Annotated in this window: 22 protein-coding genes and 1 tRNA gene; 14 read left to right on the top strand and 9 right to left on the bottom strand. The window is 69.5% G+C overall.

Going from position 1 to position 23,358, the window contains the following annotated elements; genetic code table 11:
• Positions 1–92: 92 nt before the first annotated feature.
• Positions 93–692: a uracil-DNA glycosylase family protein gene (locus tag BMX29_RS02790; RefSeq protein ID WP_092810244.1), complete on the bottom strand. Its 600-nt coding sequence runs from the start codon at positions 690–692 to the stop codon at positions 93–95.
• Between the two features lie 104 nt (positions 693–796).
• Between BMX29_RS02790 and BMX29_RS02785 the strand changes: the two genes are divergently transcribed.
• Positions 797–1,585, top strand: a complete 789-nt coding sequence (locus BMX29_RS02785; protein ID WP_092810242.1) for an SseB family protein — start codon at positions 797–799, stop codon at positions 1,583–1,585.
• A 169-nt stretch (positions 1,586–1,754) separates the two neighbouring features.
• On the opposite strand, the gene BMX29_RS02780 is transcribed toward BMX29_RS02785, so the two are convergent.
• The 4 genes from BMX29_RS02780 to BMX29_RS02765 all read right to left on the bottom strand — a co-directional run bounded on the left by BMX29_RS02780 (position 1,755) and on the right by BMX29_RS02765 (position 5,514).
• Positions 1,755–2,501: a DUF1194 domain-containing protein gene (locus BMX29_RS02780; RefSeq protein ID WP_244889128.1), complete on the bottom strand. Its 747-nt coding sequence runs from the start codon at positions 2,499–2,501 to the stop codon at positions 1,755–1,757.
• Positions 2,468–2,902 carry a VOC family protein gene (locus tag BMX29_RS02775; protein ID WP_043843131.1) on the bottom strand — a complete coding sequence of 145 codons (435 nt, stop codon included), beginning with the start codon at positions 2,900–2,902 and terminating at the stop codon, positions 2,468–2,470. Before BMX29_RS02775 ends, BMX29_RS02780 begins: the two co-directional genes overlap by 34 nt.
• A gap of 78 nt (positions 2,903–2,980) precedes the next feature.
• Positions 2,981–4,408 (bottom strand): surface lipoprotein assembly modifier, encoded by a 1,428-nt coding sequence (locus BMX29_RS02770; protein WP_092810238.1) that lies wholly within the window; start codon positions 4,406–4,408, stop codon positions 2,981–2,983.
• Positions 4,405–5,514 carry a hypothetical protein gene (locus BMX29_RS02765; protein WP_092810236.1) on the bottom strand — a complete coding sequence of 370 codons (1,110 nt, stop codon included), beginning with the start codon at positions 5,512–5,514 and terminating at the stop codon, positions 4,405–4,407. Before BMX29_RS02765 ends, BMX29_RS02770 begins: the two co-directional genes overlap by 4 nt.
• Positions 5,515–5,713: 199 nt before the next feature.
• Between BMX29_RS02765 and thyX the strand changes: the two genes are divergently transcribed.
• The 4 genes from thyX to BMX29_RS02745 all read left to right on the top strand — a co-directional run bounded on the left by thyX (position 5,714) and on the right by BMX29_RS02745 (position 9,441).
• The gene (gene thyX, locus BMX29_RS02760) at positions 5,714–6,625 is read left to right on the top strand and encodes an FAD-dependent thymidylate synthase (protein WP_092810234.1); all 912 of its coding nucleotides are present in this window, start codon (positions 5,714–5,716) and stop codon (positions 6,623–6,625) included.
• 744 nt (positions 6,626–7,369) lie between these two features.
• On the top strand, positions 7,370–7,966 hold the full coding sequence (locus BMX29_RS02755) for an outer membrane protein (RefSeq protein WP_092810232.1): 597 nt from the start codon (positions 7,370–7,372) through the stop codon (positions 7,964–7,966).
• 269 nt (positions 7,967–8,235) lie between these two features.
• Entirely contained in the window at positions 8,236–8,559 is a 324-nt protein-coding gene (locus BMX29_RS02750) for a hypothetical protein (protein WP_092810230.1), read from the top strand.
• Between the two features lie 90 nt (positions 8,560–8,649).
• The gene (locus tag BMX29_RS02745) at positions 8,650–9,441 is read left to right on the top strand and encodes an inositol monophosphatase family protein (protein WP_092810228.1); all 792 of its coding nucleotides are present in this window, start codon (positions 8,650–8,652) and stop codon (positions 9,439–9,441) included.
• Between the two features lie 234 nt (positions 9,442–9,675).
• Here the strand turns inward: BMX29_RS02745 and BMX29_RS02740 are convergent, their stop codons facing one another.
• The 3 genes from BMX29_RS02740 to putA form a co-directional block, all read right to left on the bottom strand.
• The gene (locus BMX29_RS02740; protein ID WP_092810226.1) at positions 9,676–10,044 is read right to left on the bottom strand and encodes a GFA family protein; all 369 of its coding nucleotides are present in this window, start codon (positions 10,042–10,044) and stop codon (positions 9,676–9,678) included.
• A complete protein-coding gene (locus tag BMX29_RS02735; protein ID WP_092810224.1) occupies positions 10,041–10,790 on the bottom strand; it encodes a rhomboid family intramembrane serine protease in 750 nt (249 codons plus the stop codon). Before BMX29_RS02735 ends, BMX29_RS02740 begins: the two co-directional genes overlap by 4 nt.
• A gap of 142 nt (positions 10,791–10,932) precedes the next feature.
• Positions 10,933–14,370: a bifunctional proline dehydrogenase/L-glutamate gamma-semialdehyde dehydrogenase PutA gene (gene putA / locus BMX29_RS02730; protein ID WP_092810222.1), complete on the bottom strand. Its 3,438-nt coding sequence runs from the start codon at positions 14,368–14,370 to the stop codon at positions 10,933–10,935.
• Between the two features lie 106 nt (positions 14,371–14,476).
• Here putA and BMX29_RS02725 point away from each other — a divergent pair, with 106 nt between their 5' ends.
• The 4 genes from BMX29_RS02725 to nagA all read left to right on the top strand — a co-directional run bounded on the left by BMX29_RS02725 (position 14,477) and on the right by nagA (position 17,156).
• Positions 14,477–14,953, top strand: coding sequence for an Lrp/AsnC family transcriptional regulator (locus BMX29_RS02725; RefSeq protein ID WP_092810220.1), 477 nt, complete (start codon positions 14,477–14,479; stop codon positions 14,951–14,953).
• A gap of 101 nt (positions 14,954–15,054) precedes the next feature.
• Positions 15,055–15,138: transfer RNA gene (locus BMX29_RS02720), tRNA-Leu, on the top strand.
• Positions 15,139–15,159: 21 nt separating this feature from the next.
• On the top strand, positions 15,160–16,017 hold the full coding sequence (locus BMX29_RS02715) for a glucosamine kinase nucleotide-binding domain-containing protein (protein ID WP_092810218.1): 858 nt from the start codon (positions 15,160–15,162) through the stop codon (positions 16,015–16,017).
• The gene (nagA, locus tag BMX29_RS02710; RefSeq protein WP_092810216.1) at positions 16,014–17,156 is read left to right on the top strand and encodes an N-acetylglucosamine-6-phosphate deacetylase; all 1,143 of its coding nucleotides are present in this window, start codon (positions 16,014–16,016) and stop codon (positions 17,154–17,156) included. Before BMX29_RS02715 ends, nagA begins: the two co-directional genes overlap by 4 nt.
• Before the next feature lie 12 nt (positions 17,157–17,168).
• On the opposite strand, the gene irrA is transcribed toward nagA, so the two are convergent.
• Positions 17,169–17,585 carry an iron response transcriptional regulator IrrA gene (gene irrA / locus BMX29_RS02705; protein WP_092810214.1) on the bottom strand — a complete coding sequence of 139 codons (417 nt, stop codon included), beginning with the start codon at positions 17,583–17,585 and terminating at the stop codon, positions 17,169–17,171.
• A 188-nt stretch (positions 17,586–17,773) separates the two neighbouring features.
• On the opposite strand from irrA, the gene fabA reads away from it, so the two are divergent.
• From fabA to BMX29_RS02680, 5 genes are all read left to right on the top strand, one after another.
• Entirely contained in the window at positions 17,774–18,283 is a 510-nt protein-coding gene (gene fabA, locus BMX29_RS02700) for a bifunctional 3-hydroxydecanoyl-ACP dehydratase/trans-2-decenoyl-ACP isomerase (protein WP_043843374.1), read from the top strand.
• A gap of 22 nt (positions 18,284–18,305) precedes the next feature.
• Positions 18,306–19,535, top strand: coding sequence for a beta-ketoacyl-ACP synthase I (gene fabB / locus BMX29_RS02695; RefSeq protein WP_092810212.1), 1,230 nt, complete (start codon positions 18,306–18,308; stop codon positions 19,533–19,535).
• A 35-nt stretch (positions 19,536–19,570) separates the two neighbouring features.
• Positions 19,571–20,359 (top strand): enoyl-ACP reductase FabI, encoded by a 789-nt coding sequence (locus BMX29_RS02690; protein ID WP_092810210.1) that lies wholly within the window; start codon positions 19,571–19,573, stop codon positions 20,357–20,359.
• A 156-nt stretch (positions 20,360–20,515) separates the two neighbouring features.
• The gene (locus tag BMX29_RS02685; RefSeq protein WP_092810208.1) at positions 20,516–22,558 is read left to right on the top strand and encodes a bifunctional lysylphosphatidylglycerol flippase/synthetase MprF; all 2,043 of its coding nucleotides are present in this window, start codon (positions 20,516–20,518) and stop codon (positions 22,556–22,558) included.
• Between the two features lie 110 nt (positions 22,559–22,668).
• Positions 22,669–23,343, top strand: a complete 675-nt coding sequence (locus BMX29_RS02680; RefSeq protein ID WP_092810206.1) for an FAD-binding oxidoreductase — start codon at positions 22,669–22,671, stop codon at positions 23,341–23,343.
• The last annotated feature ends 15 nt before the right edge of the window (positions 23,344–23,358 follow it).

Below are 23,358 nucleotides of genomic sequence, written 5' to 3'. Positions count from 1 at the left end.
TGGCGGCACGGCGACGGCCGTCACCCCTCTAATTACCATCCCAACGCAAGCCGCTTGGCGTCAGCGCTCTCGAGTCCCTCCGCAATCTTCGCCTAGTCGCGAAGCGCGGTGGCCACCGCCTCCTGCAGGGCGGGGACGACCTCGGCCTCGAACCACGGATTGCGCTTGAGGAAGGCCGTGTTGCGCCACGACGGGTGCGGCAGGACAAAGGTGCCGTGCGGCTGCGCGAGCCAGTCTCGGCAGACCTCGGTCACGGGGCGACGGTCGCCGGTGTGGCGACGGATCGCGTGGCCGCCGATCAGCAGGCGCAGCGGCACGTCCCCCAGAGCGTCGAGGCAGCGGTGGTGCCAGGTCTCCCAGCAGACCTTGGGCGGCGGCAGGTCCGATCCGCGCGCGTCGTAGCCGGGAAAGCAGAACGCCGTGGGCAGGACGGCGACCTGCGACTGGTCGTAGAACACGTCCTCACCGATCCCCATCCAGGCGCGCAGCCGGTTACCCGACGCGTCCCAGAACGGCTTTCCGGCCTCGTGAACACGCATCCCCGGCGCCTGCCCGCAAACCAGGATGCGGGCGCCGCGCGCGAACCAGACGCAGGGGCGCGGGCGGTGGCCGGTGGCGGTGGCGGCGAACCGTTCGGCACAGATACGGCAGCCGCGGATTTCTTCGGCCAGGGCCTCGATATCTTCGCTCATGGGGCGCACACATATGGCTGCGGCCGGGCGCCGCAAGCCCGCCCGCGCCCTTGCATCGCGCATCGATCCGGCTGAGGGTCCGCGCCCGTGCGAAAGGAGCCGCGATGACCGATCAGACCCCGCTCGACGCCGCCCACGCGGCGATGGAGGCCGTGCCCGAGGACGACAATGCGCGTCTGACATTCTACGCACGGCTGGCCGACAGCGAGCTTTGCGTGATGCTGCGGGCCGAGGCGCAGGGTGACACGCTCGACCCCGAGACAGTGGAGGCCGAGGGCGCGACCTTCGTGCTGGCCTTCGACCGCGAGGACCGGCTTTCGGCCTTCGCGGGCAAGCCCGCGCCCTACGCCGCTTTGCCGGGGCGGGCTCTGGCGCAGATGCTGGCGGGGCAGGGGGCTGGCCTTGCGCTGAACCTCGACGCGCCGTCGCAGACGCTGTTGCCACCCGAGGCGCTAGGCTGGCTGGCCGAGACGCTCGGCCACGCGCCCGCCGAGGCCGAGGCGCGTCCGGTCGAGGTCACGGCGCCGGGCAACCTGCCCGAGGCGCTTTTGCGCGCGCTCGACGCGCGACTGGCGAAGGCGGCAGGGCTCGCACGCCGCGCCTACCTGGCCGGTGTGGAATACGAGGACGGCGCGCGCGGGCATCTTCTGGGATTGACCGGGACGGTGGACGGGGCCGAAGGCCCCCTCGCACGGGCGGTGAACGAGGCGCTGGTGTTCTCGGGTCTGGAAGCCGGCGCGCTCGACGTCGCGTTCCTCGGCGACGACGATCCTCTGGCGGCGCGACTGGCGCGGGTGGCAATGCGTTTCGACCTGCCGGAGCCGCCGGAGACGGAGCGCGCGGCCCCGAAGGCACCCGGCAGCGATCCGGACGCGCCGCCGCGGCTGCGCTGAACCGGGTCTGCGCGCAGGTCGATCTGGTGGCCGGCGCGGTCAGGCATGACGGAGCGGGCACGCCTCCGAAGATGCAAGTTATGGTCTGCGGCGTCGGCTCGAAAGGTGCGTCATCGCGGAGCCGGCGAGCATCGAGACCCGTGACGCGACGTGGGCGACCGGATCCGCCTTACCCCGCCTCGGGATGAGGTCTCGCGCGAGAGCCCACAACCAGCCCGCCGATCTCGCGGTAGAGCTTGCGGGTCATCGCCCTCTGAAAGCCCGCGTAGCCATCCGCCACTTCGACGAAAGACTCCGGACCGTGGCGCACCACGTCGCGGAAATACGCCTCCACGTCCGGATCGGCGCCCAGGACGGCCAGGCCGTTCACCGTCACCCCCTCGAACGGAAAGTGCTGGTAGGCCAGCTGCGGACCGAAGCCGTCATTCGTCAGGCCGTCGCCCGAGACGTCAATGACGTGCCGCGCGCAATCCGGGGCCTGCCGCATGTGGGTGGCGCCGAACCCGAGTGCGAACCCCATGGCGGTCGGAAAGCGGTCCTGACTGCGGCCCATCCCGGCGATCTCGGCGATCACCCGGTCGAGCGTTCCCGCGTCCGCGATCGGCGTCCATTCGAGGGTGACCCTGCTCTGGCGGCGGCCGCTCCACTCGTAGACCGACAGCGCCACCGTTCCCGGTCCCGACAGCAGCGCGAAGCGCACGTCGGGATGGTCCAGCGCGGCGGCGATCCCGTCGCGCTGGAGCACGTATTCTCCGGCATCGACCGAGGACGACACGTCGAGCGCCAGCAGGAGCGCCAGCTGACACTCCTGCGCGGCGGCGGGGCTTCCGGCGGCCAGTCCCGCCCAGAATCCCGCGGCCAGCGCGCCGAGGCGCGCAGCGCTTACCAACTGCCGGTGTTCTCCATGCTGGCCCACGGCTCCTGCGGCTCCTTCGCGTCGCCTTTCTGCAGAAGCTCGACCGACACGTTGTCCGGCGAGCGCACGAAGGCCATGTGACCGTCGCGCGGCGGGCGGTTGATCGTCACACCGTTGTCCATGAGCGTCTGGCACAGGGCGTAGATGTCATCGACGCGGTAGGCCACGTGGCCGAAGTGGCGGCTGTCGTCGGGCAGGGCGTCGTCGCCATCCCAGTTGTAGGTCAGCTCGAGGTCGTTGTGGCCATCCTCCTGCCCCGGCGGGCACATGAAGACGAGCGTGAAGCGGCCCTTCTCGCTTTCCGAGCGGCGGCGTTCCTTGAGGCCGAGCATTTCGTAAAAGGCCATCGATTTCTCCAGGTCCTTCACGCGCACCATCGTGTGCAGGTATTCGATCGACATGGGGTCTCCTTGTCCGCCGTGAATGTGTCCCGGCAAGGATAGGCGCGGGCCACCTTCTGTCGAGCGGCGCGGCGGCGATCAGAACCGCGAGCGGATGCCGAGCGAGATGCCGAACTCCTCGGAATCGTAGAGTCCGAGCGAAGACTCGGTCCGGCTGGCCTCGAAGGTGATGTCGGGCACGAAGCCGTAATAGTCGATCTGTTGCAGGGTCAGCGTCGCCGACGCCGAAAGCCGCGTGTCCTCGCGCCCGTCGGCCGAGTAGGGGTGGTCGTCGTGCTTTCGCTGCGCCGCGGTCAGGTTGAACGACACGTCCGTGCCGAGGATCGGCGTGCCGAGCCCAAGACCTGCGTCCACCGCGCGCTCGATGTAATCGAGGGCCCCGGAGTCGGAGGTGACATCCTGCCAGCGACCGCGCAGGCTTAGGGTATTGTTCGCGCCGATACTGGTCGCAAGCCCCGCGGCAAGCTGCCAGCCGGTCGCGTCGGCGCGGGTGTCGTAGCCCGCGTCCCAGGTGCGCCGCGCGGTCAGCTGGCCCATGACCTCGGGCGTCAGGGCGTAGCGCAGGGTGCCGTGGGCCGCGAGCGTGCGCACGAGCGGTTCGCCGCCGTAGTCGGTGCGCATGATGCTGGCGCCATAGCGCAGCCCCAGCCGCGAGGAAGGCGCCGTCCAGTCCCGCGTGAGCCCGAGCGCCGCGCGCGACACGGCGAAGTCCGCACCTTCGGCCTCGGGCGCGATGTCCTTCGCGTCGTCCGACAGCGTGTAGGTCGTGTGATCCAGCAGCAGGTCCACCGAGAGGCGGCTGCGCTCGGTCTGGTGCAGGCGATACGAGGTGGCGAGCCCCATGGAATACTCGATCCCCGACAACGCCTTCGACGCCCCGCCGAGCGCGGCCTCCACCGGCACGTCCCCGATGGGCGTGTCCTCGAGGTAGAGGTCGACCGTGTCGCGGCGCGAGCCGCCGTTCACGTTGGACGACGGCGCGACCGAGAAACTCAGGCGAGTGGACCACGGATTACGCAGCCGCACGTAGCGGAAGTCGCGCACGGCAAGCGCCTTCTGCCGCTCGGTCGGTGCGACCTGCATGGCGCGGCGCAGCCAGAGCTGGGCGCGGGTCCGTGCCCCCTCCGACGACAGCGCTTGTGCGACGGCGAGAGCGGCGGCGAAGCGTTCGTCGTCGGTGCCGGCCTGGCGCCACGCGCCGAGGCCGGCATCGCGCGCGGCGTCGAAGTCCTGGAGGTCTCGCTCGGCCCGCGACAGCACCAGCAGGGCCTGCACGTCGGTGGGGTCGCGGTCGATCAGCGCGCGGGCGACCTGGCGGGCGGCCGCGGGGCGTCCCGCGTCCAGATCGGCGGCGGCGAGCTGGCGCATCTGCCCGGCACTGAGGCCCGAAGCCTCCTGCGCCATCGCCCCGCCGGGGGCGGACAGCGTCGCCAGAACGGCAAACGCGGCCCCGAGGGCCGCGCGCCGGATCGGACGGCGCCGGGAGGGCGCGCGCCGGTCGATCATTGCCGGTAGACGATGAAGCCGCCGGTTTCCTGGAAGGTCGCGTTGCTGCGCGGGTCGTCGCCTTCCACCACCAGCACGCCGGTGATCTCCTCGGCGTTCTCGCCGGACATGATCGCGTAGTACTGGCCTTCGCTCAGCTCCTGCGGGCCGTCGGCGGTCTGGATCCGGGTGAAGACGCTCTGCACGATCTCGCCGTTGGCGTCGGCCACGCCGGGTTCGACCACCGGCAGGACGTTGGGCAGGACGGCGTTCCCGGCGCCATCGCGCGGCACGTCCAGGCCCGGATTGTCGGCTTGGAGCGCGGCGATGTATTCGTCGGTGAGATCCGCGCCGTTGATGTCGTAGAGGCGCCGGTTGCGAACGAAGAACTGCACGCCCGACCGGCTTTCGTTGAAGTCCTTGAAGTCGATCTGCATCGTCGCGTCGCCGGTGACGTATTCCAGCCCCGCCGCGCCGTCGAAGACGCGGATGCCGGCATAGTCGCCCGAATAGGCCGCGTCGCCCTCGGTCGGCAGGATCAGCGCGCCGTCGCCGCCGTTGCGCTGGTAGACGAAGCCGCCGAAGCCGTAGCCGGCATAGTCTCCGGTGCGGACGATGGCGAACTCGGTCTGGCCCGAGGTCGAGACGCCGTAGATCGCGCGGTAGGCAAGGTTGTCGACCACGGTGCCGGTGACCGGATCGACCGAGTTCACGTCCGACTCGTAGACCGCGAAGGGCCCGAGCGAGCCCACGTCGTTCTGCGAGCTGGGTTGGCCGCCGCGCTGGTAGACGTTGTCCCCGTCGAAGGCGAGGTTGTCGACCTCGAACGTGTCGTCGTCCGAATTGTAGCGGATGTTGCGGGCATAGCCGCCGCCGTTGTCGTCCTGCGCCTCGTAGCGCACGATGGAGTTGTTCGGGGTGGGCTGCGCGGTGCCGGGCGGCAGTTCGCGGTCGCTCTCGATCGGCGTGGTCGGGTCCCCGGACCCGTCGTCCGAGCCGTCGCCGCCGGTATCGCCCCCGGTGTCTTCCTGCTCGTCCTCGTCGAGAGGGTTGGAGCCGTCGTTTCCGGTGCTGCCGCATGCGCCGAGAAGCGCCAGCGCCAGGATCATCGCCACGATGCGCGCCATAAGATCACTGCCTCGAAATTGTGCCTGTGCGTTTTTTGGCAAGCATCGCGGTCGGTGCGTTTCTGTCAACGCGCAAGGCCGGCGTTGCCGGGTTTTTGCGGCAGGTGAGGCGGATTTGCCGCCACCCGATATGGTGGTTCCGTATGTCGCCTCCGCAAGATACAGTCACTGCGCGACTCGTTCACCGGAAAGGCCCGCCATGCCCCTGAGCCCCGAGCAGTTGCGCGAGGTCGATGACCTGCGCGCCGAGACCACCCCGACCCTGCGCGCCACCGCGCCGGGGATGGAGCAGCACCTCTACACGCCGGTGCAGGTGCTCGACCACGGCTTCGTGCGGGTGGTGGACTACATGGGCGACGATGCCGCCATCACGCAGGCCGCGCGGGTGAGCTACGGGCGCGGCACCAAGTCGGTCTCGAACGACGAGGGGCTGATCCGCTACCTCATGCGGCACTGGCATTCGACCCCGTTCGAGATGTGCGAGATCAAGCTGCACGTGAAACTGCCGGTCTTCGTGGCGCGCCAGTGGATCCGCCATCGCACCGCCAACGTGAACGAGTATTCCGCGCGCTACTCGATCCTCGACCGCGAGTTCTACATCCCCGCGCCCGACGCGCTCGCCGCGCAGTCGGTGGTCAACAACCAGGGCCGCGGCGAGGCGCTTCAGGGCGAGGAGGCCGAGCGTGTGCTGCGCTACCTGCGCGACGACGCCATGCGCGCCTACGACCATTACGAGGAGATGATCTCGACCGAGGGGCAGCAGGGCCTCGCGCGCGAGCTGGCGCGGATGAACCTGCCCGCCAACATCTACACGCAGTGGTACTGGAAGACCGACCTCCACAACCTTCTGCACTTCCTCCGCCTGCGCGCCGACGCCCACGCCCAGTACGAGATCCGCGTCTATGCCGAGGCCATCGCCGGTATGGTCAAGGACTGGGTCCCCTTCGCCTACAAGGCCTTCGAAGACTATCGCATGGGCGGCGCGACCCTGTCGGCGGCGGCAATCGACTGCGTGAAGCGCATGATCGCGGGCGAGGAGGTCACGCAGGAGAATTCCGGCATGTCCAAAGGGGAATGGCGGGAGTTTCAGGGGGTGATCGAGGGGACTTGAGCCACCGAGACCGGGCCGAGCTTCGCGCTCGTCTAGCTTTGCCGCGGGCTTTCAGCGGCAAAGGGTGAATTTCCTCACGTGAACATATTTCGCCGTGCCGCCCGTCACTCTGCAGGACCGGAGCCCGCAGGCGAGCGCCGATCCGTGGGATGGCGCAGACACCGCCCGGAGCGGCGCGCTTTATGGTCCAGCCACTCCCGCACCCACCGGAGCGCGAAACCCCACCAAAGTGCCAGCTCGCGGGGACGGGCCGGCGATCGCCCGGCGCCTTCAGCTTGTTCCGGTGGGTGCTCGCTTCGAGTCTGTAAGAGCGGTCGCGCCGTGTTGGGTGTCAGCCTGCGCGCCAGGGCGTCACTCCGGCGTCGGGACAGGTCCACGGTGTTCGACCTGCACGCAATGAGGCCGACACCGGAAAAATCCTCCACGCTCGGATCGCCACCTCACCTGGCCGCTTGCCGCAGGATCACCCGCGGCTACCCTTTGAATCACGGCGGAACGCCCCCTCCGCGTGAGCCGTTGAAACCGAGCATTTCAGCGCGGTGAGCCTTCCCCCGGGGTCAATCGGCGGGCTTTGGCCGGTTCCTGCAGAGGGTTGAGAAACCTCCGTTCTGTGGCGCGCGGGACGCCACGGACGTGTGAACGCCGAGGGGTGGAACGGATACCCCTCAGTCTCCATTTCCTCGACACCTCGGCGGGCCGGACACCGGCCGCGTCGACACCAAACGGAATGAAGGAGACCCGATCATGAAACGCATCCTGATCGTCACCACCGCTCTCGCCGCCACCACCACCGCGGCCTTCGCAGCCGGCCCGACCCAGACCTATTCCGAGCCGGTCGTGCAGCAGCCGGTCGCCCCGGTCGAGAGCGCTCCGCTCTACGACTTCTCCGGCCTCTCGGTTGGTGGCCAGATCGGCTACGGCAACATCGAGACCGAGAACCCCGAGCTCGAGGGCGACGGCGGCCTCTATGGTCTGCGCAGCTACTACGATTTCGACTTCGGCAGCACGGTCGCGGGTCTCGGCCTGCAGTATGACCGCGGCGACATCGACCTCGACGGTGCCGCGAACGCCGAAGGCGTCCTGCGCGTCGGCCCGCGTCTCGGCTACGACTTCGGCCGCACCATGGTCTACGGCACCGGCGGCTACGCCAAGGCCTACACCGACGACCACGCCGTGGGCGACTCGGACGGCTACTACGTGGGCCTCGGCACCGAGACCTTCCTGACCGAGAACGTCACCGCGGGCGCCGAAGTGCTGTACCACGAGTTCGACGACTTCGATAACGGCGGCCTCGAGGCCGACGCAACGACGGCGAACATCAACGTGAACTACCGCTTCTGATCGCCTGAAGGCACGGCGGCCGTCCCGCTTGACCGGACGGCCACCGACAGACTTGAAGCCCACGGCCTCTTGCGGGCCGTGGGCGTTTTTCGTGTCCGCGGGCAGAGGGGCACGGAGTGGCCGGCGGCCCGGGCATCGGGTACGCCAACCGGAGCCGCAGGCGTTTCGCGGGGCGAACCCGTCTGTTTCATCGCGAAAAATTTGACTTGCCCCCGGCCCGGTGTACCGTCTGACGCATACTGCCGCGCGGATTTCCGGGGGACGACACCATGCGTATGACATCCATCCTTGCGGCCGCTGCCGCGCTTTCGCTGTCGGCCGGTGCTGCCGCGGCGTGGGACGACAGCTACCGGGGCGAGGCCACGAACGATCCCAACTCGGATTTCATGATCCACAGCTACCCGGCGGCGAACCACTGCCCGCAGGGTCTGCAGCCCGTCGTCCTCGGCGGCGTGATATCGTGCGGAACGCCAAATGCCGGGCCCTACATCAACCGCGCGGGCGGTCACGCGACCCCCTCCCGCGCCCACCGCAGCTACGGCGCTTCGGGTGCCTACGCCGTCGAAGGCGAAAAGGGCGTGGTTTACCGCTGATTTGCCGGGAAGACCGACCCTTGCGCCCCTTGGCATTCCGCCGGGGGGCGGCTATACGCGCGCCCTGATGCGGAACCGGGAGACGGGCCGATGCAGGGCAGCGCCAATCTGAACATCATGATGAAGGCCGCGCGGAAGGCGGGCCGGTCCCTCGTGAAGGACTTCCGGGAGGTCGAGAACCTCCAGGTCTCGATGAAGGGCGCCGGCGACTTCGTCAGCCGCGCCGATCTCGCGGCCGAGAAGATCCTCCGCGAAGAGCTGATGGGCGCGCGCCCGACCTACGGCTGGCTGGCCGAAGAGGGCGGCGAAACCCCCGGCGAGGACCCGACCCGGCGCTGGATCGTCGATCCGCTCGACGGGACCACGAACTTCCTGCACGGGATGCCGCACTGGGCGATTTCCATCGCGCTCGAGCACAAGGGCGCCATCGTCTCGGCGGTGATCTACGATCCCGCGAAGGACGAGATGTTCTACGCCGAGCGTGGTTCCGGCGCCTGGCTGAACGACTCCAAGCGCCTGAGGGTCTCGGGCCGGACCCGGATGGTCGAGGCGCTGTTCGCCACCGGTGTGCCCTTCGGCACCAAGCGGACCCTGCCGGCGACGCTCAAGGACCTCGCGCGGCTGATGCCGCAATGCGCGGGCGTGCGGCGCTGGGGCTCGGCGGCGCTGGACCTCGCCTACGTGGCGGCGGGCCGCTACGACGGCTACTGGGAGCGCGAGCTGCAGATCTGGGACCTTGCCGCGGGCAGCCTGATCGCGCTCGAGGCCGGCGCGCTGGTGGGCGGTGTGCGCGAGGGGCAGACGCCTCTCGAGGACGGCACCATCCTCTGCGCCAACAACCAGATCTTCGACCAGTTCGCGCGCCTGATCCGCGAGGTCTGAAACCCGGCACAGGGTTGGATGGCGGCAGCCGTACTTCGGCTGGTCACTATCCCCGTGTGACCAGCATTCGAGCCAATTGCTCGGTTGCCTTGATGCGAAGCGGCCGCGGGCGCTGAATTGCAGCTACCGAACTTTCAATGCGGCTCCGGAGCCTGGCCGCGACTATCTTCCGCGCCCACCGTGCACCGGGGCGGAGGCCGCGTTCATTTCCGGACCTGATCCCGCGAGCGTGGCCTACCGGTCCGAGGGGTGGTTCACTCCGTCGTTCCACACGATCGGCTCATAGTCGGCGGGGTTCACCCCGTCGATCGTGCCGAGGTTGATGCCGTACTCTTTCGGGTTCGACCGGCGCTTGTGGAACATGTAGATGCCGCAGGTGGCGCAGAAGTAGTGCTGCGCGGTATGGGTGCCGAACTCGTAGAGGGTCAGCGCGTCCCGCCCCTTCAGCACTTCCAGCTTGTCGAGCGGGGCCGAGACCACGGGGGCCGCCCGCCGCCGGCAATACGAGCAGTCGCAGCGCCGCGCCTGGTCGAGCGTCTCGGACAGGGTCGCACGCAGCTCGACGGCGCCGCAATGGCAGGACGTGTGGACGGTCTCGGTCATCGGCGGCGCCTCCTGACGGTGGGAATGTCGGTCCGTCCGGCACGGTATCGAACCTCAGGGTGAGGGGGAAGGCCGTGGCTGCGGCGCCAGAAGGCGGGACCGCCGCGCCGCAGCCAGACCGGGATGGCGAGCACCGCGCCTACGCCAAAGCCGCCCACATGCGCCCAGTAGGCGACGCCGCCGGCATCGGCCGGGGTGCCGAGTCCGCCGAAGGCCTGCATCCCCAACCAAAGCGCGAGCAGGATCCATGCGGGGATCGTCACCACCCGGAAGATCACGATCAGGATGATGAGCACGTCCACCCGCGCCCGGGGAAAGAGCAGGAGGTAGGCTCCCATGACACCCGCGATCGCGCCCGAGGCGCCCACCATGGGCACCTGGCTCAGCGGCGCGGTCAGGTATTGCGCCAGCCCCGCGCCGATGCCGCTGGCGAGGTAGAAGACGAGGTAGCCGAGATGGCCCATCTCGTCCTCGACGTTGTCACCGAAGATGAACAGGAACAGCATGTTGCCGGCCAGGTGCAGGATGCCGCCGTGGAGGAACATGGAGGTGGCCAGCCCGCTCCACGCCTCGCCGGTCGACAGCCTTGCGGGGATCAGCGCCCAGTCCCAGAAGAAACGGTTCAGCGCCAGCTCGTTTTGGAAGAGGGCGTAGTAGTTCAGGAACACGATGATGTTCGCCGCAATCAGCGCATAGGTCACCACGGGAACGCGGCCCGACGGGTTGTGATCGCGGATCGGGAACATGACAGGCAGCTTGGCGCGGCGGAGGGCGCGGTCAAGAGCCGGGGCCGGGGCCTCACGATCTTAATTAAGATCGTGAGGCGATTGGCGTCGTGCCGGTTGCGCAAAAATCTTACTTAAGATTTTTGCGCCCATGGCTTCGGGATCAGGCCACTCCGGCGAGCAGCTTGGCGTTGCCGCCGGCGGCGGTGGTGTCGACGCAGACGTGTCGCTCAAGCAGCGCGTGGCCGCGGTCGGGCGCGCCGGTGGCGAGGAACAGGATCGGTCCCTCGCGCTCGGCCAGGGCCGCGCGATACTGCCGCGCGGTGTCGTCGTCGCCCCACCAGAGCGCGCCGGAAATACCGTCCAGCGTCCCGAGCGCGTCCGGCGCCACGTGGCCGTCGGCCTCCACCGCAACACCGCCGAGATCGCGGATCGCCTGGGCCTGCGCCCGGGCGGCGTCCTTGCCCGGGCCGAGGCACAGGACCGGCGGACGCGGCAGGAACGACAGCACGTTCGACTCGCCCGTGGGTCCGGGCAGCTCGTCGCGGTCGACGACCTTTTCCGAAGCCGCCTTGGCCGCGGCCTTGGACAGCTTGGCGGGATCGGCCTGCGCGCTCCAGCCTGCGCCCTCCTGCGGCGCCGGGTGCACCCGGAACCGGTCGAGGTAGTCCGGACCGCCGGCCTTCGGCCCGGTGCCCGACAGCCCCTCGCCGCCGAACGGCTGGGAGCCCACGATGGCACCGATCTGGTTGCGGTTGACGTAGACGTTGCCGACCTTCATCCGCTCCGAGACGTGCTGCACCCGGTCGTCGATCCGGGTCATCAGGCCGAAGGTCAGCCCGTAGCCCTTGGCGTTGATCGCGTCGATGGTGCGGTCGATGCCGTCGGCCGCGAAGGTCGCCACGTGCAGGACAGGGCCGAACACCTCGCGCTCGATGTCCGCGATACCATTCACGCGGATCAGCGTCGGCGCGACGAAGTGGCCGGTGTCGGGGGTGTCCGTTGTCTTGAGCAGACGCCCGTCGGCTTCGGCCTCGTCGATATGGCTGGCGATCCCTGCCTTCGCTTCGGCGTCGATCACCGGGCCCACGTCGGTCGAGACGTCCCAGGGCCGGCCGATCCGCATCGCGTCCATCGCGCCGGTGAGCATCTCGAGGAAGCTGTCGGCGATGTCCTCCTGCACGTAGAGGCAGCGCAGCGCCGAGCAGCGCTGGCCCGCCGACTGGAACGCGCTTTCGCAGATCGCGGCCACCGCCTGTTCGGGCAGGGCGGTGGAGTCGACAATCATCGCGTTCAGGCCGCCGGTCTCCGCGATGAGCGGCGCCCCGGGCGCGAGGTTCTTCGCCATGCTCTTGTGGATGATCTGCGCGGTCTCGGTGGAGCCGGTGAAGGCCACGCCGCCGACGGCGGGGTTCGAGGTGAGCGCACCGCCGACCTCACCCGCGCCGGGCAGGAGCTGCAGCGCGGTCGCGGGCACCCCGGCCTCGTGCATGAGCTGTGCCGCGCGGTGGGCGATCAGCGGCGTCTGCTCGGCGGGTTTCGACAGCACCGCGTTCCCGGTCGCCAAGGCCGCCGCGATCTGGCCGGTGAAGATGGCCAGCGGGAAGTTCCACGGGCTGATGCAGGCGAAGACGCCCACCGGCGGGTCGCCCGCCGTGCGCGCCCCGTAGTAGCGCAGGAAGTCCACCGCCTCGCGCACCTCGGCCACGGCGTCGAGCAGCGATTTGCCCGCCTCGCGGTGCAGGATCGCGAACAGCTCGCCGTAGTTCTCCTCGTAGAGATCGGCGATGCGGTTCAGGACCTGCGCGCGCTCCTCGGGTGTGGCGTCCCACGGACGCGCGGCATCGGCCGCCGCGGCGACGGTCTCGGGCGTGGCCCACGTCACTCGGCCCACCTCGTCGCGCGGGCGCGCGGGGTTCGGCACGGGGTCGGTATCACCCGCCGGCGCCTCGACCGCGCAGAGCGGCGAAGTCGCCCATTGATGCCGCTCGAAGGCCCCGCGCGCCTCCTCGATCGCCTCGAGTGTCGGACGGTGCCGCAGGTCCCACCCCATGGAGTTCTTCCGCTCCGGCTGGAACAGGTCCGGGCCGAAGGTCAGGCCGTTGTCCCTAACCAGCTCGAACGGGTCGGCGGCCACGGTCTCGGGCGGAACGTCCTCGTCGACAATCTGGTTCACGAAGGACGAGTTCGCCCCGTTCTCGAGGAGGCGCCGCACGAGATAGGCCAGCAGGTCCTTGTGGGCCCCAACCGGGGCGTAGATCCGGCAGCGCACGCCCTCGTTCTGCATCAGCAGGTCATGCAGCGTTTCGCCCATGCCGTGCAGGCGCTGGAATTCCCATGCCTCCTTCGGCACGTCCATGTCCTCGGCCATGTGCAGGACGGCCGCGCAGGTGTGCGCGTTGTGGGTGGCGAACTGCGGATAGATGCGGTCCGTCATTTGCAGCAGCTTGCGGGCGTTTGCGATGAAACTGATGTCCGAGGCCGCCTTCGAGGTGAAGACCGGAAAGCTTTCGAGCCCGGCGACCTGCGCGCGCTTGATCTCGGTGTCCCAGTAGGCGCCTTTCACCAGCCGGACCATGATCCGCCGGTCGAGCCGGGTGGCGAGGTCGTTCAGCCAGTCGAGCACCGGTGCCGCACGCTTGCCGTAGGCTTGGACCACCACGCCGAAGCCGTCCCAGCCCTTCAGCGAAGGCTCGGACAGCACTTCCTCGATCACGTCGAGCGAGATCGCCAGGCGGTCGGCCTCCTCTGCGTCGATGTTGAGGCCGATCCCCGCCGAGCGCGCCAGTTGGCAGAGCGTGCGCAGGCGCGGGACCACGGTGTCGGCCACCATGTCCTTCTGCAGTTCGTCATAGCGCGGGTGCAGCGCCGACAGCTTCACCGAGATGCCGGGATTGTCCCGCATCTTCTTGGACTTCGCCGCCGTGGCGATGGCGTTGATCGCGCGCGAGTAGGAGAGGTGATAGCGGCGGGCGTCGTCCTCGGTGCGGGCAGCCTCGCCCAGCATGTCGTAGGAATAGGTGTAGCCCTTGGCCTCCTGCTTGGAGGCGCGCTTCATGGCGCCCTCGATGGTTTCGCCCAGCACGAACTGCTGGCCCATGACGCGCATGGCCTGACCCACGGCGCGGCGGATCACCGGCTCGCCCATGCGCCGGATCGCGCCGCGCAGGTGCGAGGCGATGCCCGGGTCGCGGTCCTTGAGCACGTTCCCGGTCAGCATCAGCGCCCAGGTCGAGGCGTTCACCAGCGGCGAGGCCGAGTGGCCCATGTGCTTGCCCCAGTCCGACGGTGCGATCTTGTCCTCGATCAGCGCGTCGATGGTCTCGGCGTCCGGCACCCGCAAGAGCGCCTCGGCGAGGCACATGAGCGCGATGCCCTCCTCGGTGGAGAGGCCGTATTCGGCGAGGAACACTTCCATCAGCCCGGGGCTCGCATCGGCGCGGATGTCGCGCACGAGGTCCGCGCCGCGCTTGCTGATCGCCTGCCGGTCCGCCGCCGACAGCCCCGAAAGGCTGCGCAACTCGCCCACCAGGGGCGTTTCGCGGGCATATGTCTGGGAATCGATCGTGCGGCGGAGGTCGGAAGCGATGTCTCTGGGCATGTCGGTCCTCTGTCGGTTTGAGCTAGCATACGCCTGTGGCACGCGTATTATTTCCCGATCTTGAGCCGCCCCACGGGCGGATCGCCTGATCTGGGGGTGTTCGCCGATGCAATCCGAAATCCCGGCGCTCGACCGATTCGACCATGCCATCCTTTCCACGCTTGCAGAGCAGGGCCGGATCTCCATCACAGAACTGGCCCGCCGGATCGGTTTGTCCAAGTCGCCGACGCAGGCGCGTCTCAGGCGGCTGGAAGAGACGGGCGCGATCCGCGGCTACCGGGCGATCCTCGACCCGATCCGGCTGGGTCTCGATCACGTCGCTTTCGTCGAGGTCAGGCTGACCGATACCCGCGAAGACGCGCTCGCCGCGTTCAACGACGCGGTCGCGAGGATCCCCGAGATCGAACAGGCGCACCTGATCGCCGGCAACTTCGACTACCTGCTCAAAGTGCGTACCGGCTCCATGCGGGCCTATCGCGCCGTGCTGGCCGAGAGCATCTCGACACTGCCCTACATCGCGTCCACCTCGACCTACGTGGCGATGCAGGCGGTGAAGGAGGATGGCGTGTCCGACACCGCCTGAGGGCGGGGCCGTTTGCCTCGCGCATCGTCGGAATTTCCTCGCTTCCGCCGCCCGCCCGCCTTGGCGCCGAAGGCGCGGCGCGGTAAGGCTGGACGCCGCTGGCCCGCGTGGTGGAATGGTAGACACAGGGGACTTAAAATCCCTAGGCGCAAGCCGTGCCGGTTCGAGTCCGGCCGCGGGCACCAGCGAGGGAAGGCGGACAGGCGATGATCCCGGGCGAGCGCGTCATAGCGGTGGACGGCGGCGGCAGCGGCAGCCGATTCCTGTGCGACGGTCCGGCGGGCCGCGTGACGGTCGAGCTCGGGCCGGCCAATGTCTACACCGATTTCGACGGCGCGCTGCGGGTCCTGCGGGACGGGCTCGGCCAGCTGGCGGGGGACGTGGGCGCGGACCTGACCTTCGCACCCGCCTGTCTGGCGCTGGCCGGTGTGATCGATGCCGGCATCGCGGATCGGGTACGCCGGGCGTTGCCTCTGCGCCACGCGCGGATCGAGGAGGATTGGCGCGCGGCGCTCGAGGGGGCGCTGGACGGACGCGACGGCGCGGTGGTCGGTCTCGGCACCGGGTCCTTCGCGGCGCGGAAGTCCGGCGATGCGGCGCGTGCTGTCGGCGGGCACGGACTGCGGCTGGGCGACGAGGCTTCGGGGGCCTGGCTCGGACGCTCCGCACTCTCGCGCGCCCTGCACGCGGCGGAGGGGCTTGCCGATGCCAGCCCGCTCACCGATGTGCTGCTCGACCGGCACGGCGGGGTCGCCGGCATCGTGGGCTTCGCGCGCGACGCCGCGCCGGCCGACTTCGCGGCACTGGCCCCCGAGATCGCGGCGGCCGCCGGGGGCGACGACCCTCACGCCGTGGCGCTGCTGCGCGAGGGGGCAGGCTACATGCGCCGTGCGCTTTCGGCGCTGCGCTGGGCGCCGTCGGAGCCGTTGAGCCTGATCGGCGGCCTCGGCGCGGCCTATCTCGACTGGTTGCCTCAGGACATGGCCGCGGCGCACGTGCCGCCGGCGGGTACGGCGCTCGACGGCGCGCTGCGGCTCGCGCACGAGTTCAGGGGGCAGCGATGACGCGCGCAGACAGGCAGGTCCTCACCGGCGCCCGCATCTTCGACGGCGACCGGATGTGGCCCGACGGCCATGCGCTGGAGCTCGAAGGCGACCGCTGTTTCCGGGTGGTTCCGGAGTCGGAGGCCGAGGGTGACCGCGTCGATCTCGGTGGAGGCGTCCTTGCGCCGGGGTTCGTCGACCTGCAGGTGAACGGTGGCGGCGGCCTCATGCTGAACGGCGCGCCCGAGGCGGCGACGGTGGCGCGCATGGCCGAGGCGCACGCGCGGCTGGGCGCGACGTCGATCCTGCCCACGCTCATCACCGACACGCTGGAGATCACCCGCGCGGCCATCGCCGCGGTTGAGACGGCAGTGAGGGAAGGAGTGCCGGGCGTCGCGGGCCTCCACCTCGAAGGGCCACATCTGGACCGGGTCCGGGCGGGGGCCCACGACCCGGCACTGATCCGTTCGATGGAGGCGGCGGATCTCGACCTCCTTTGCGCCGCGGCCGGAACGCTGCCGAGCCTGATCGTCACGCTTTCCCCCGGCGCGGTGAGCGCGGAGCAGGTCCGCGCCCTGCGGCGCGCGGGCGCGATCGTGTCGCTGGGGCATTCGGAGGCGAGTTACGACGATGCCCGCGCGGCACTGGACGCCGGCGCCGGCATGGTCACGCATCTCTACAACGCGATGTCACCGCTGACGCACCGGGCGCCGGGGCTCGTGGGCGCGGCGCTGGACCGTCCGGTCTGGGCGGGGATCATCGCGGACGAAGTGCACGTCCACCCCGCGGCGCTTCGGGTTGCGCAGGCGGCGAAGCCCGACCGGCTCTTCCTCGTTTCCGACGCCATGGCCGTGGCGGGTACCGAGGCGCAGTCGTTCGAACTCAATGGCCGTACGATCTTGCGCTCTGAAGGTCGGCTGACGCTTGCGGACGGCACGTTGGCCGGGGCGGATCTCGATCTTCCGCGGGCGGTGCGTGTCATGCACGCGGCCGGTGCGTCGCTCGAAACCGCGCTTTCCATGGCGACGGCGCGGCCCGCAGACGCAATCGAACGTGTGGACCTGGGCCGGATAGGAAAGGGTCGCCGCGCAGACCTGTGCCTGCTCGACGATGCGCTGCATCTTGCGGGGGTCTGGCAGGCCGGCGTGCGGCTGATCTGAGGGGCGTCCGCCTCAGCGGCGGCGCAGGCGGATGACCACGTCGACGCTGGCGATTTCGGCCCCCTCGGGGGCGTCGGGCAACCGCGCGATCTGGAGCTGGTCGGCCGGGGCGTCGGTCAGACGGCCATCCTCTTCCCAGAAGAAATGCGGGTGGTCGTGGGTCTTGGTGTCGAAGTAGCTCTTCGATCCGTCCACCGTGACCTCCTGCATGAGGCCCGCGTCGCAGAATGCGCGCAAGGTGTTGTAGACCGTGGCCAGCGACACCTTCTCGCCGGTCTTCTTGACCGCGGCGAAGAGGCTTTCGGCGGTGACGTGACGATGATCGCCGTCGCCCACGAGAAGCGCGGCCAGCGCCACGCGCTGTCGCGTCGGGCGCAGGCCGCCCTGGCTGAGCCAGTCGCCTCCGCGCTGGAGGGCGTCGTCGGTCATGCTCTGAGGATCGGCTTGTGTCATGGCTAGCTTCTATATAAGGGCGCGGGCCCCCTGATTTCAAACGGAATCGCCGAGAGCGTGCGGCGAAGGAGCGTCACGTTCGGCAGGCTTGCGTCGGTCCGAGGGCCGGTGATAGACGGACGCGAACCTTGCAACCGCACGCAGACATGGGGCGCCTCGGGCAAATGGCCGACTATCCGACCAGTTTCGACAAGGACGACCTTCTGAAATGCGCGCGCGGGGAGCTGTTCGGCCCCGGCAACGCGCAGCTGCCGGAACCGCCGATGCTGATGATGGACCGGATCACGGACATCTCGGGCGACGGTGGACCGCACGGCAAGGGCCACGTCGTGGCCGAATTCGACATCCACCCCGACCTGTGGTTCTTCGAGTGCCACTTCCCCGGCAACCCGATCATGCCCGGATGCCTCGGCCTCGACGGCCTGTGGCAGCTTACCGGATTCAACCTCGGCTGGCGCGGCTGGCAGGGGCGGGGCTACGCGCTGGGCGTGGGCGAGGTGAAGCTGACCGGCATGGTCCGCCCCGACCGCAAGATGCTGACGTATTACGTCGATTTCACCAAGGCCGTGCAGACCCGTCGCCTGACCATGGGCGTGGCCGACGGCCGGGTCGAGGCCGATGGAGAGACCATCTACCAGGTCAAGGACATGAAGGTCGCTCTCTCCGAGAGCTGATCCGACAGGGAAGGAGGGCGCCATGCGCCGCGTCGTCGTCACCGGACTCGGGGTCGTGTCGTCCATCGGCACGGACGCTGACGAAGTGCTGGGCTCGCTGAAGGCGGGCCGATCCGGCATCACAGCCAACGAGGACATGAAAGAGCACGGCTTCCGCAGTCAGATCGCGGGGGACGTGAAGCTCGACGTGAAGGACCACGTCGAGAAGCGCACGCTGCGCTTCATGGGGCCGGGCGCAGTCTATGCCCACATCGCCATGACCCAGGCCATCGCCGACGCGGGCCTCGAGGAGAGCGACGTGGTCAACCCGCGCACCGGTCTTGTCGCGGGCTCGGGCGGGCCGTCGACCTCGGCCATGTTCGCGGCGCACCAGACCGTGCTGAAGGCCGGCGCACCCAAGCGCATCGGGCCCACGGCCGTGCCCAAGTGCATGTCCTCTACGATCTCCGCGAACCTTTCGACGGCGTTCCGGATCAAGGGCATCAACTATTCGATCACCTCGGCCTGCTCGACCTCGCTGCACTGCATCGGCAACGCCGCAGAGCAGATCATGATGGGCAAGCAGGACGTGATGTTTGCCGGCGGCGGGGAAGAGCTCGACTGGACGCTGTCGTGCCTCTTCGACGCGATGGGCGCGATGTCGTCCAAGTTCAACGACGCCCCGGACAAGGCGAGCCGCGCCTTCGACGCGGCCCGCGACGGGTTCGTCATCGCCGGCGGTGGCGGGATGCTTGTGCTGGAAGAGCTCGAGCACGCCAAGGCGCGTGGCGCCAAGATATATGCCGAGGTCACCGGCTACGGTGCCACCTCCGACGGCCATGACATGGTCGCGCCGTCGGGCGAGGGCGGCGAGCGGGCGATGCGGATCGCGCTGCAGACGCTGCCCGAAGGCCGCAAGGTCGGCTACGTCAACGCGCACGGCACCTCGACCCCGGTCGGCGACGTGGGCGAGATCGAGGCGATGCGCCGCGTCTTCGGCGAGGGCAGTACGCCCCCGGTCTCGTCTACCAAGTCGATGACCGGCCACAGCCAGGGCGCCGCCGGCGTGCAGGAAGCGGTCTACTGCCTGCTCATGCTGCACCACGACTTCATCGCGCCCTCGATCAACGTCGAGACGCTGGACCCCGCGCTGAACCCGGCCGAGATCGCCACCGACCTCGTCGAGGGCGCAGGGCTCGATACGGTGATGACCAACTCCTTCGGCTTCGGCGGGACCAACGGGTCCATGCTGCTGAGCCGTTTCCAGGACTGATCCGGGCGGCCGGACGCACTGAGGACGAACGACGCATGGGACTTCTTTCGGGCAAGCGCGGATTGGTCATGGGCGTGGCCAACGACCGGTCGATCGCGTGGGGCATCGCACGGGCGATGCACGAGGCGGGGGCCGAACTGGCCTTCACCCACCAGGGCGCGGCCTTTGGCGCGCGCCTCGCGCCGCTCGCCGAAAGCGTCGGGTCGGACATGCTGTTCGACGTGGACGTGTGCGACGACGAGTCGCTCGACGCCGCGTTCGAGGCGCTGGGGCAGCGCTGGGACACGCTCGACTTCCTCGTCCACGCCATCGCGTTCTCGGACAAGTCCGAGTTGCAGGGCCGGTTTCTCAATACCAGCCGCAAGAACTTCAAGCACTCGATGGAGATCTCCTGCTACTCGTTCATCGAGGTCGCCCGCCGTGCGCACCCGATGATGGTCGCGAACGGCGGAACGATGATGACCCTGACCTACCAGGGGTCGAACAAGGTGGTCCCGAACTACAACGTCATGGGCGTGGCCAAGGCCGCGCTCGAGTCGACCACGCGGTACCTCGCGAATGACCTCGGCCCCGAGGGTATCCGCGTCAACGCGCTGTCGCCCGGCCCGATGAAGACGCTCGCGGGCGCGGCGATCGGCGGCGCGCGGCGCAGCTACAAGCACACCGAGGCGAATTCGCCGCTGCGCTCGAACGCGACGCTCGAGGCGGTGGGCGGTACTGCGGTTTGGCTGGCCTCCGACGCCGGCGCGTTCACGACCGGCGAGGTCATCCACGTGGACGGCGGCTTCCACGTGCTCGGCATGCCGCAATTCGACAACCTCTGAGGCCGGACGGGCACAGGCCCGTTCACCGGCCCTAAACACCTTCTCCGCTAGTCCCTGCGCCGGGTCAGCGGGAAGGTGTGCCATGCAAGCAAACGACACGATCGACGGTGCGGGCGGTGTGCGCGCCGCGGCGATGCGCGTGCGCGGCGGATCGCGATGATCCCGGCACGGGCTTCGGCCGATCCCCGCCCCGGCCGGGCCGGGCGTTTCCGCGCGGCGCTGGCGATCTCGCTCGCGGCCCTGTCGCTCTGGCTGGTGGGCGATCAGGTGGTGGCGCTCAATGCCTCGCGCGTCTGGGACGCGGCTATCGACCTGCCGCCCGAGGCGCTCGTGGCGTCCTTCGCGCTGGCGCTGCTCAGCCACGCGGGCCTTGCGGGCTACGACCGGCTCGCGCTCACCCGGCTCGGCCGCTACGTGCCATGGCGCCGGGCGTTGGCCGGTGGCTTCGGCGGGGCGGTGGCCGCGCAGACGCTGGGCATGGGCCTGGTGACGGGCAGCCTCGCGCGGGCCCGCATCTACCGCGCCAACGGCCTGTCCGCGCCCGAGATCGTCGCGCTCACCGCGCTGGTCACGGCAGGGTTTTTTGCCGGGCTTGTTGTGGCGCTGACAGCGCTTCTCGCATTTGATCCAAAGCCGCTGGCGCACCTGCTCGGGACCCGCCCCGACGCGGTCCGCGCAGTGGCCTGCGCGGTGCTCGCGCTCGTCGCCTCGGGCGCACTGGCCCGGCGCTGGCTGCCGGAACGTCTGTCGTTCCTGTCGGTGCAGGTGCGGCTTCCTTGCGTGAAGTGGCTCGTGTCGGCGACGGCGCTGGCGGTCGCCGACCTCGTCCCGGCGGCGCTGTCGCTCGCGGTCCTGTTGCCGGTCGAGGGCCTCCCCGGACCGACGGGTTTCGTGGCGATCTTCATGGCGGCGCTGGCGCTTGGTCACATGGCGAATCTGCCGGGCGGTGTGGGGCCGTTCGAGGCGACGCTCCTGCTCGCGCTGCCCGCCGTGCCGACCGAGGATCTGGCAGCGGCGATCCTTGTGTGGCGCGCGCTCTACTACCTGCCGACCGGCGCGCTGGCGCTGGTCGTCGCTGTGCGCGCGCCCGCACGGTCCGGGACACGCATCCTGGCCGGCCGCGCACTCGACGACCGCTTGCGCTGGGTGCTGGACGCCTGCGGTCAGGCCGAGGCCGCGCTCGTGCATCTCGGCGACAAGCACGTCTTCGCCCCTGAGGATGCGCGCGCCTTCGCCATGTATGGCGTGGGTGCCGGCACGTGGCTGATGATGGGCGACCCGGTCGGCCCGCGAGAGGACTGGCCGCAGGTGATCGACGGCCTTGCGTTCGAGGCGCGCGCCGCCGGCGCCCGGCTCGCGGGCTACAAGGTCGGTCCCGCCTCCGAGGACATCTGGCGCGCCGCCGGCTTCGCGGTCAGCCCGCTCGGGTCCGAGGCCAGCGTGGCGGCCGCGGACTTCACCCTCGACGTGCCTGCGCGGCGCGAGCTGCGGCGCAAGTGCCGGGCCGCGGACAAGGCCGGGATGTTCGTCCGGGTCCACCCGCCGGGCGGCGCGCCGCTGGCCGAGATGGGGACCGTCGCTGATGCCTGGCGCGACGCCAAGAGCGGGCGCGAGCAGACCTTCTCCATGGGGCACTGGGCCCCGGACTTCGCCGCGCGACACGTGACCGTCACCGGCCGGGTCGCGGGGCAACTCGTCGCCTTCGCGACCATCTGGACTTCGGGCGACGGGCGCGAGTGGATGCTCGATCTCATGCGGATGACGCCGGATGCGCCCGCCGGTGCCATGCAACGGCTCGTCGCGGCGGGGATCGACGCGGCGGGGCAGGCGGGGGCCGACCGGTTCAATCTCTGCATGGCGCCGCTGTCGGACCTGCCGCGAGGACGCGGTGCGCCGTGGGCTGCGCGCCTCGGGGGTGTGGTCTGGCGTTTGGGTGGCGGACGTCTGGGGTTGCACGGCCTGCGCCGCTTCAAGGAGGCGTTCCGCCCGGACTGGGCGCCGCGTGGTCTTGCCTCCCGCGGTCCTCTCGGCACGGTGGGGGCACTACTGACCGCCCGTGCCCTCGTCCGGGGCGGCGCGCGCATCGCCGGGACCGACCCCGCGCGAATGCCCCGCGTCGCCATCCCGGCGCCTGCGCCGATCCCGGCCCCTTCACCGAACGCGGCCGCCGAGCGACCGCAGGATCGCGAGGTGGCGTGATCCTGCGCGAGGCCCGCGACGGACCGAGGCGTGCCGCGGCCCGCTGCCCTCGGAACTTGGCCGACGCGGACTAGGTTGACCCCCGACTGCACACAAAGGGGATCTCACCCATGCCGCACACGCTCACGCTCAAACGCATCGAACCGGTCACGCATGATACCAACCACCTCGTCTTCGACCGCCCCGATGGGGTCGAGTTCAAGCCGGGTCAGGCCGTGGACCTTGCACTCGATCGCGACGGCTGGCGCGACGAAAAGCGGCCCTTCACCTTCACCTCGCTGCCCGGCGACGACACGCTCGAATTCGTCATCAAGTCCTATCCCGATCATGACGGCGTGACCGAGCAGATCGGCAAGCTTCAGCCCGGCGATACCGTCCGGATCGACGACCCGTGGGGCGCGATCGAGGACAAGGGCCCCGGCTGGTTCATCGCCGGCGGCGCGGGCGTTACCCCGTTCATCTCGATCCTCAAGAAGCGGCTGGCCGAAAACGGTTCGCTGTCTGGCTCGAAGCTGATCTTCTCGAACAAGACCGAGAAGGACATCATCCTGCGCGACACGTTCGAGGGGATGGACGGGCTCGAGTGCGTGTTCGTCGTGACCGAGGACAAGGACAGCCCGCTCTACCAGGCCGAGATCGGTAAGGAGATGCTGTCGCAACATGTCACGCCCGGCGATGGCAAGTGCTACGTCTGCGGGCCCGACGCCATGCTCGACGACATCGCCGGCGCGCTGAAAGAGATCGGCGTGCCCGAGGACGACATCATTACCGAAGAATTCGACTGAACCCTGCAGGCGCGT

This window comes from Roseivivax marinus (assembly GCF_900109705.1).
In the GTDB taxonomy this organism is placed as follows: Bacteria; Pseudomonadota; Alphaproteobacteria; order Rhodobacterales; family Rhodobacteraceae; genus Roseivivax; species Roseivivax marinus.
Note: the sequence above shows the minus strand (reverse complement) of the source record. Positions and strands in the feature narration are given on the sequence as shown.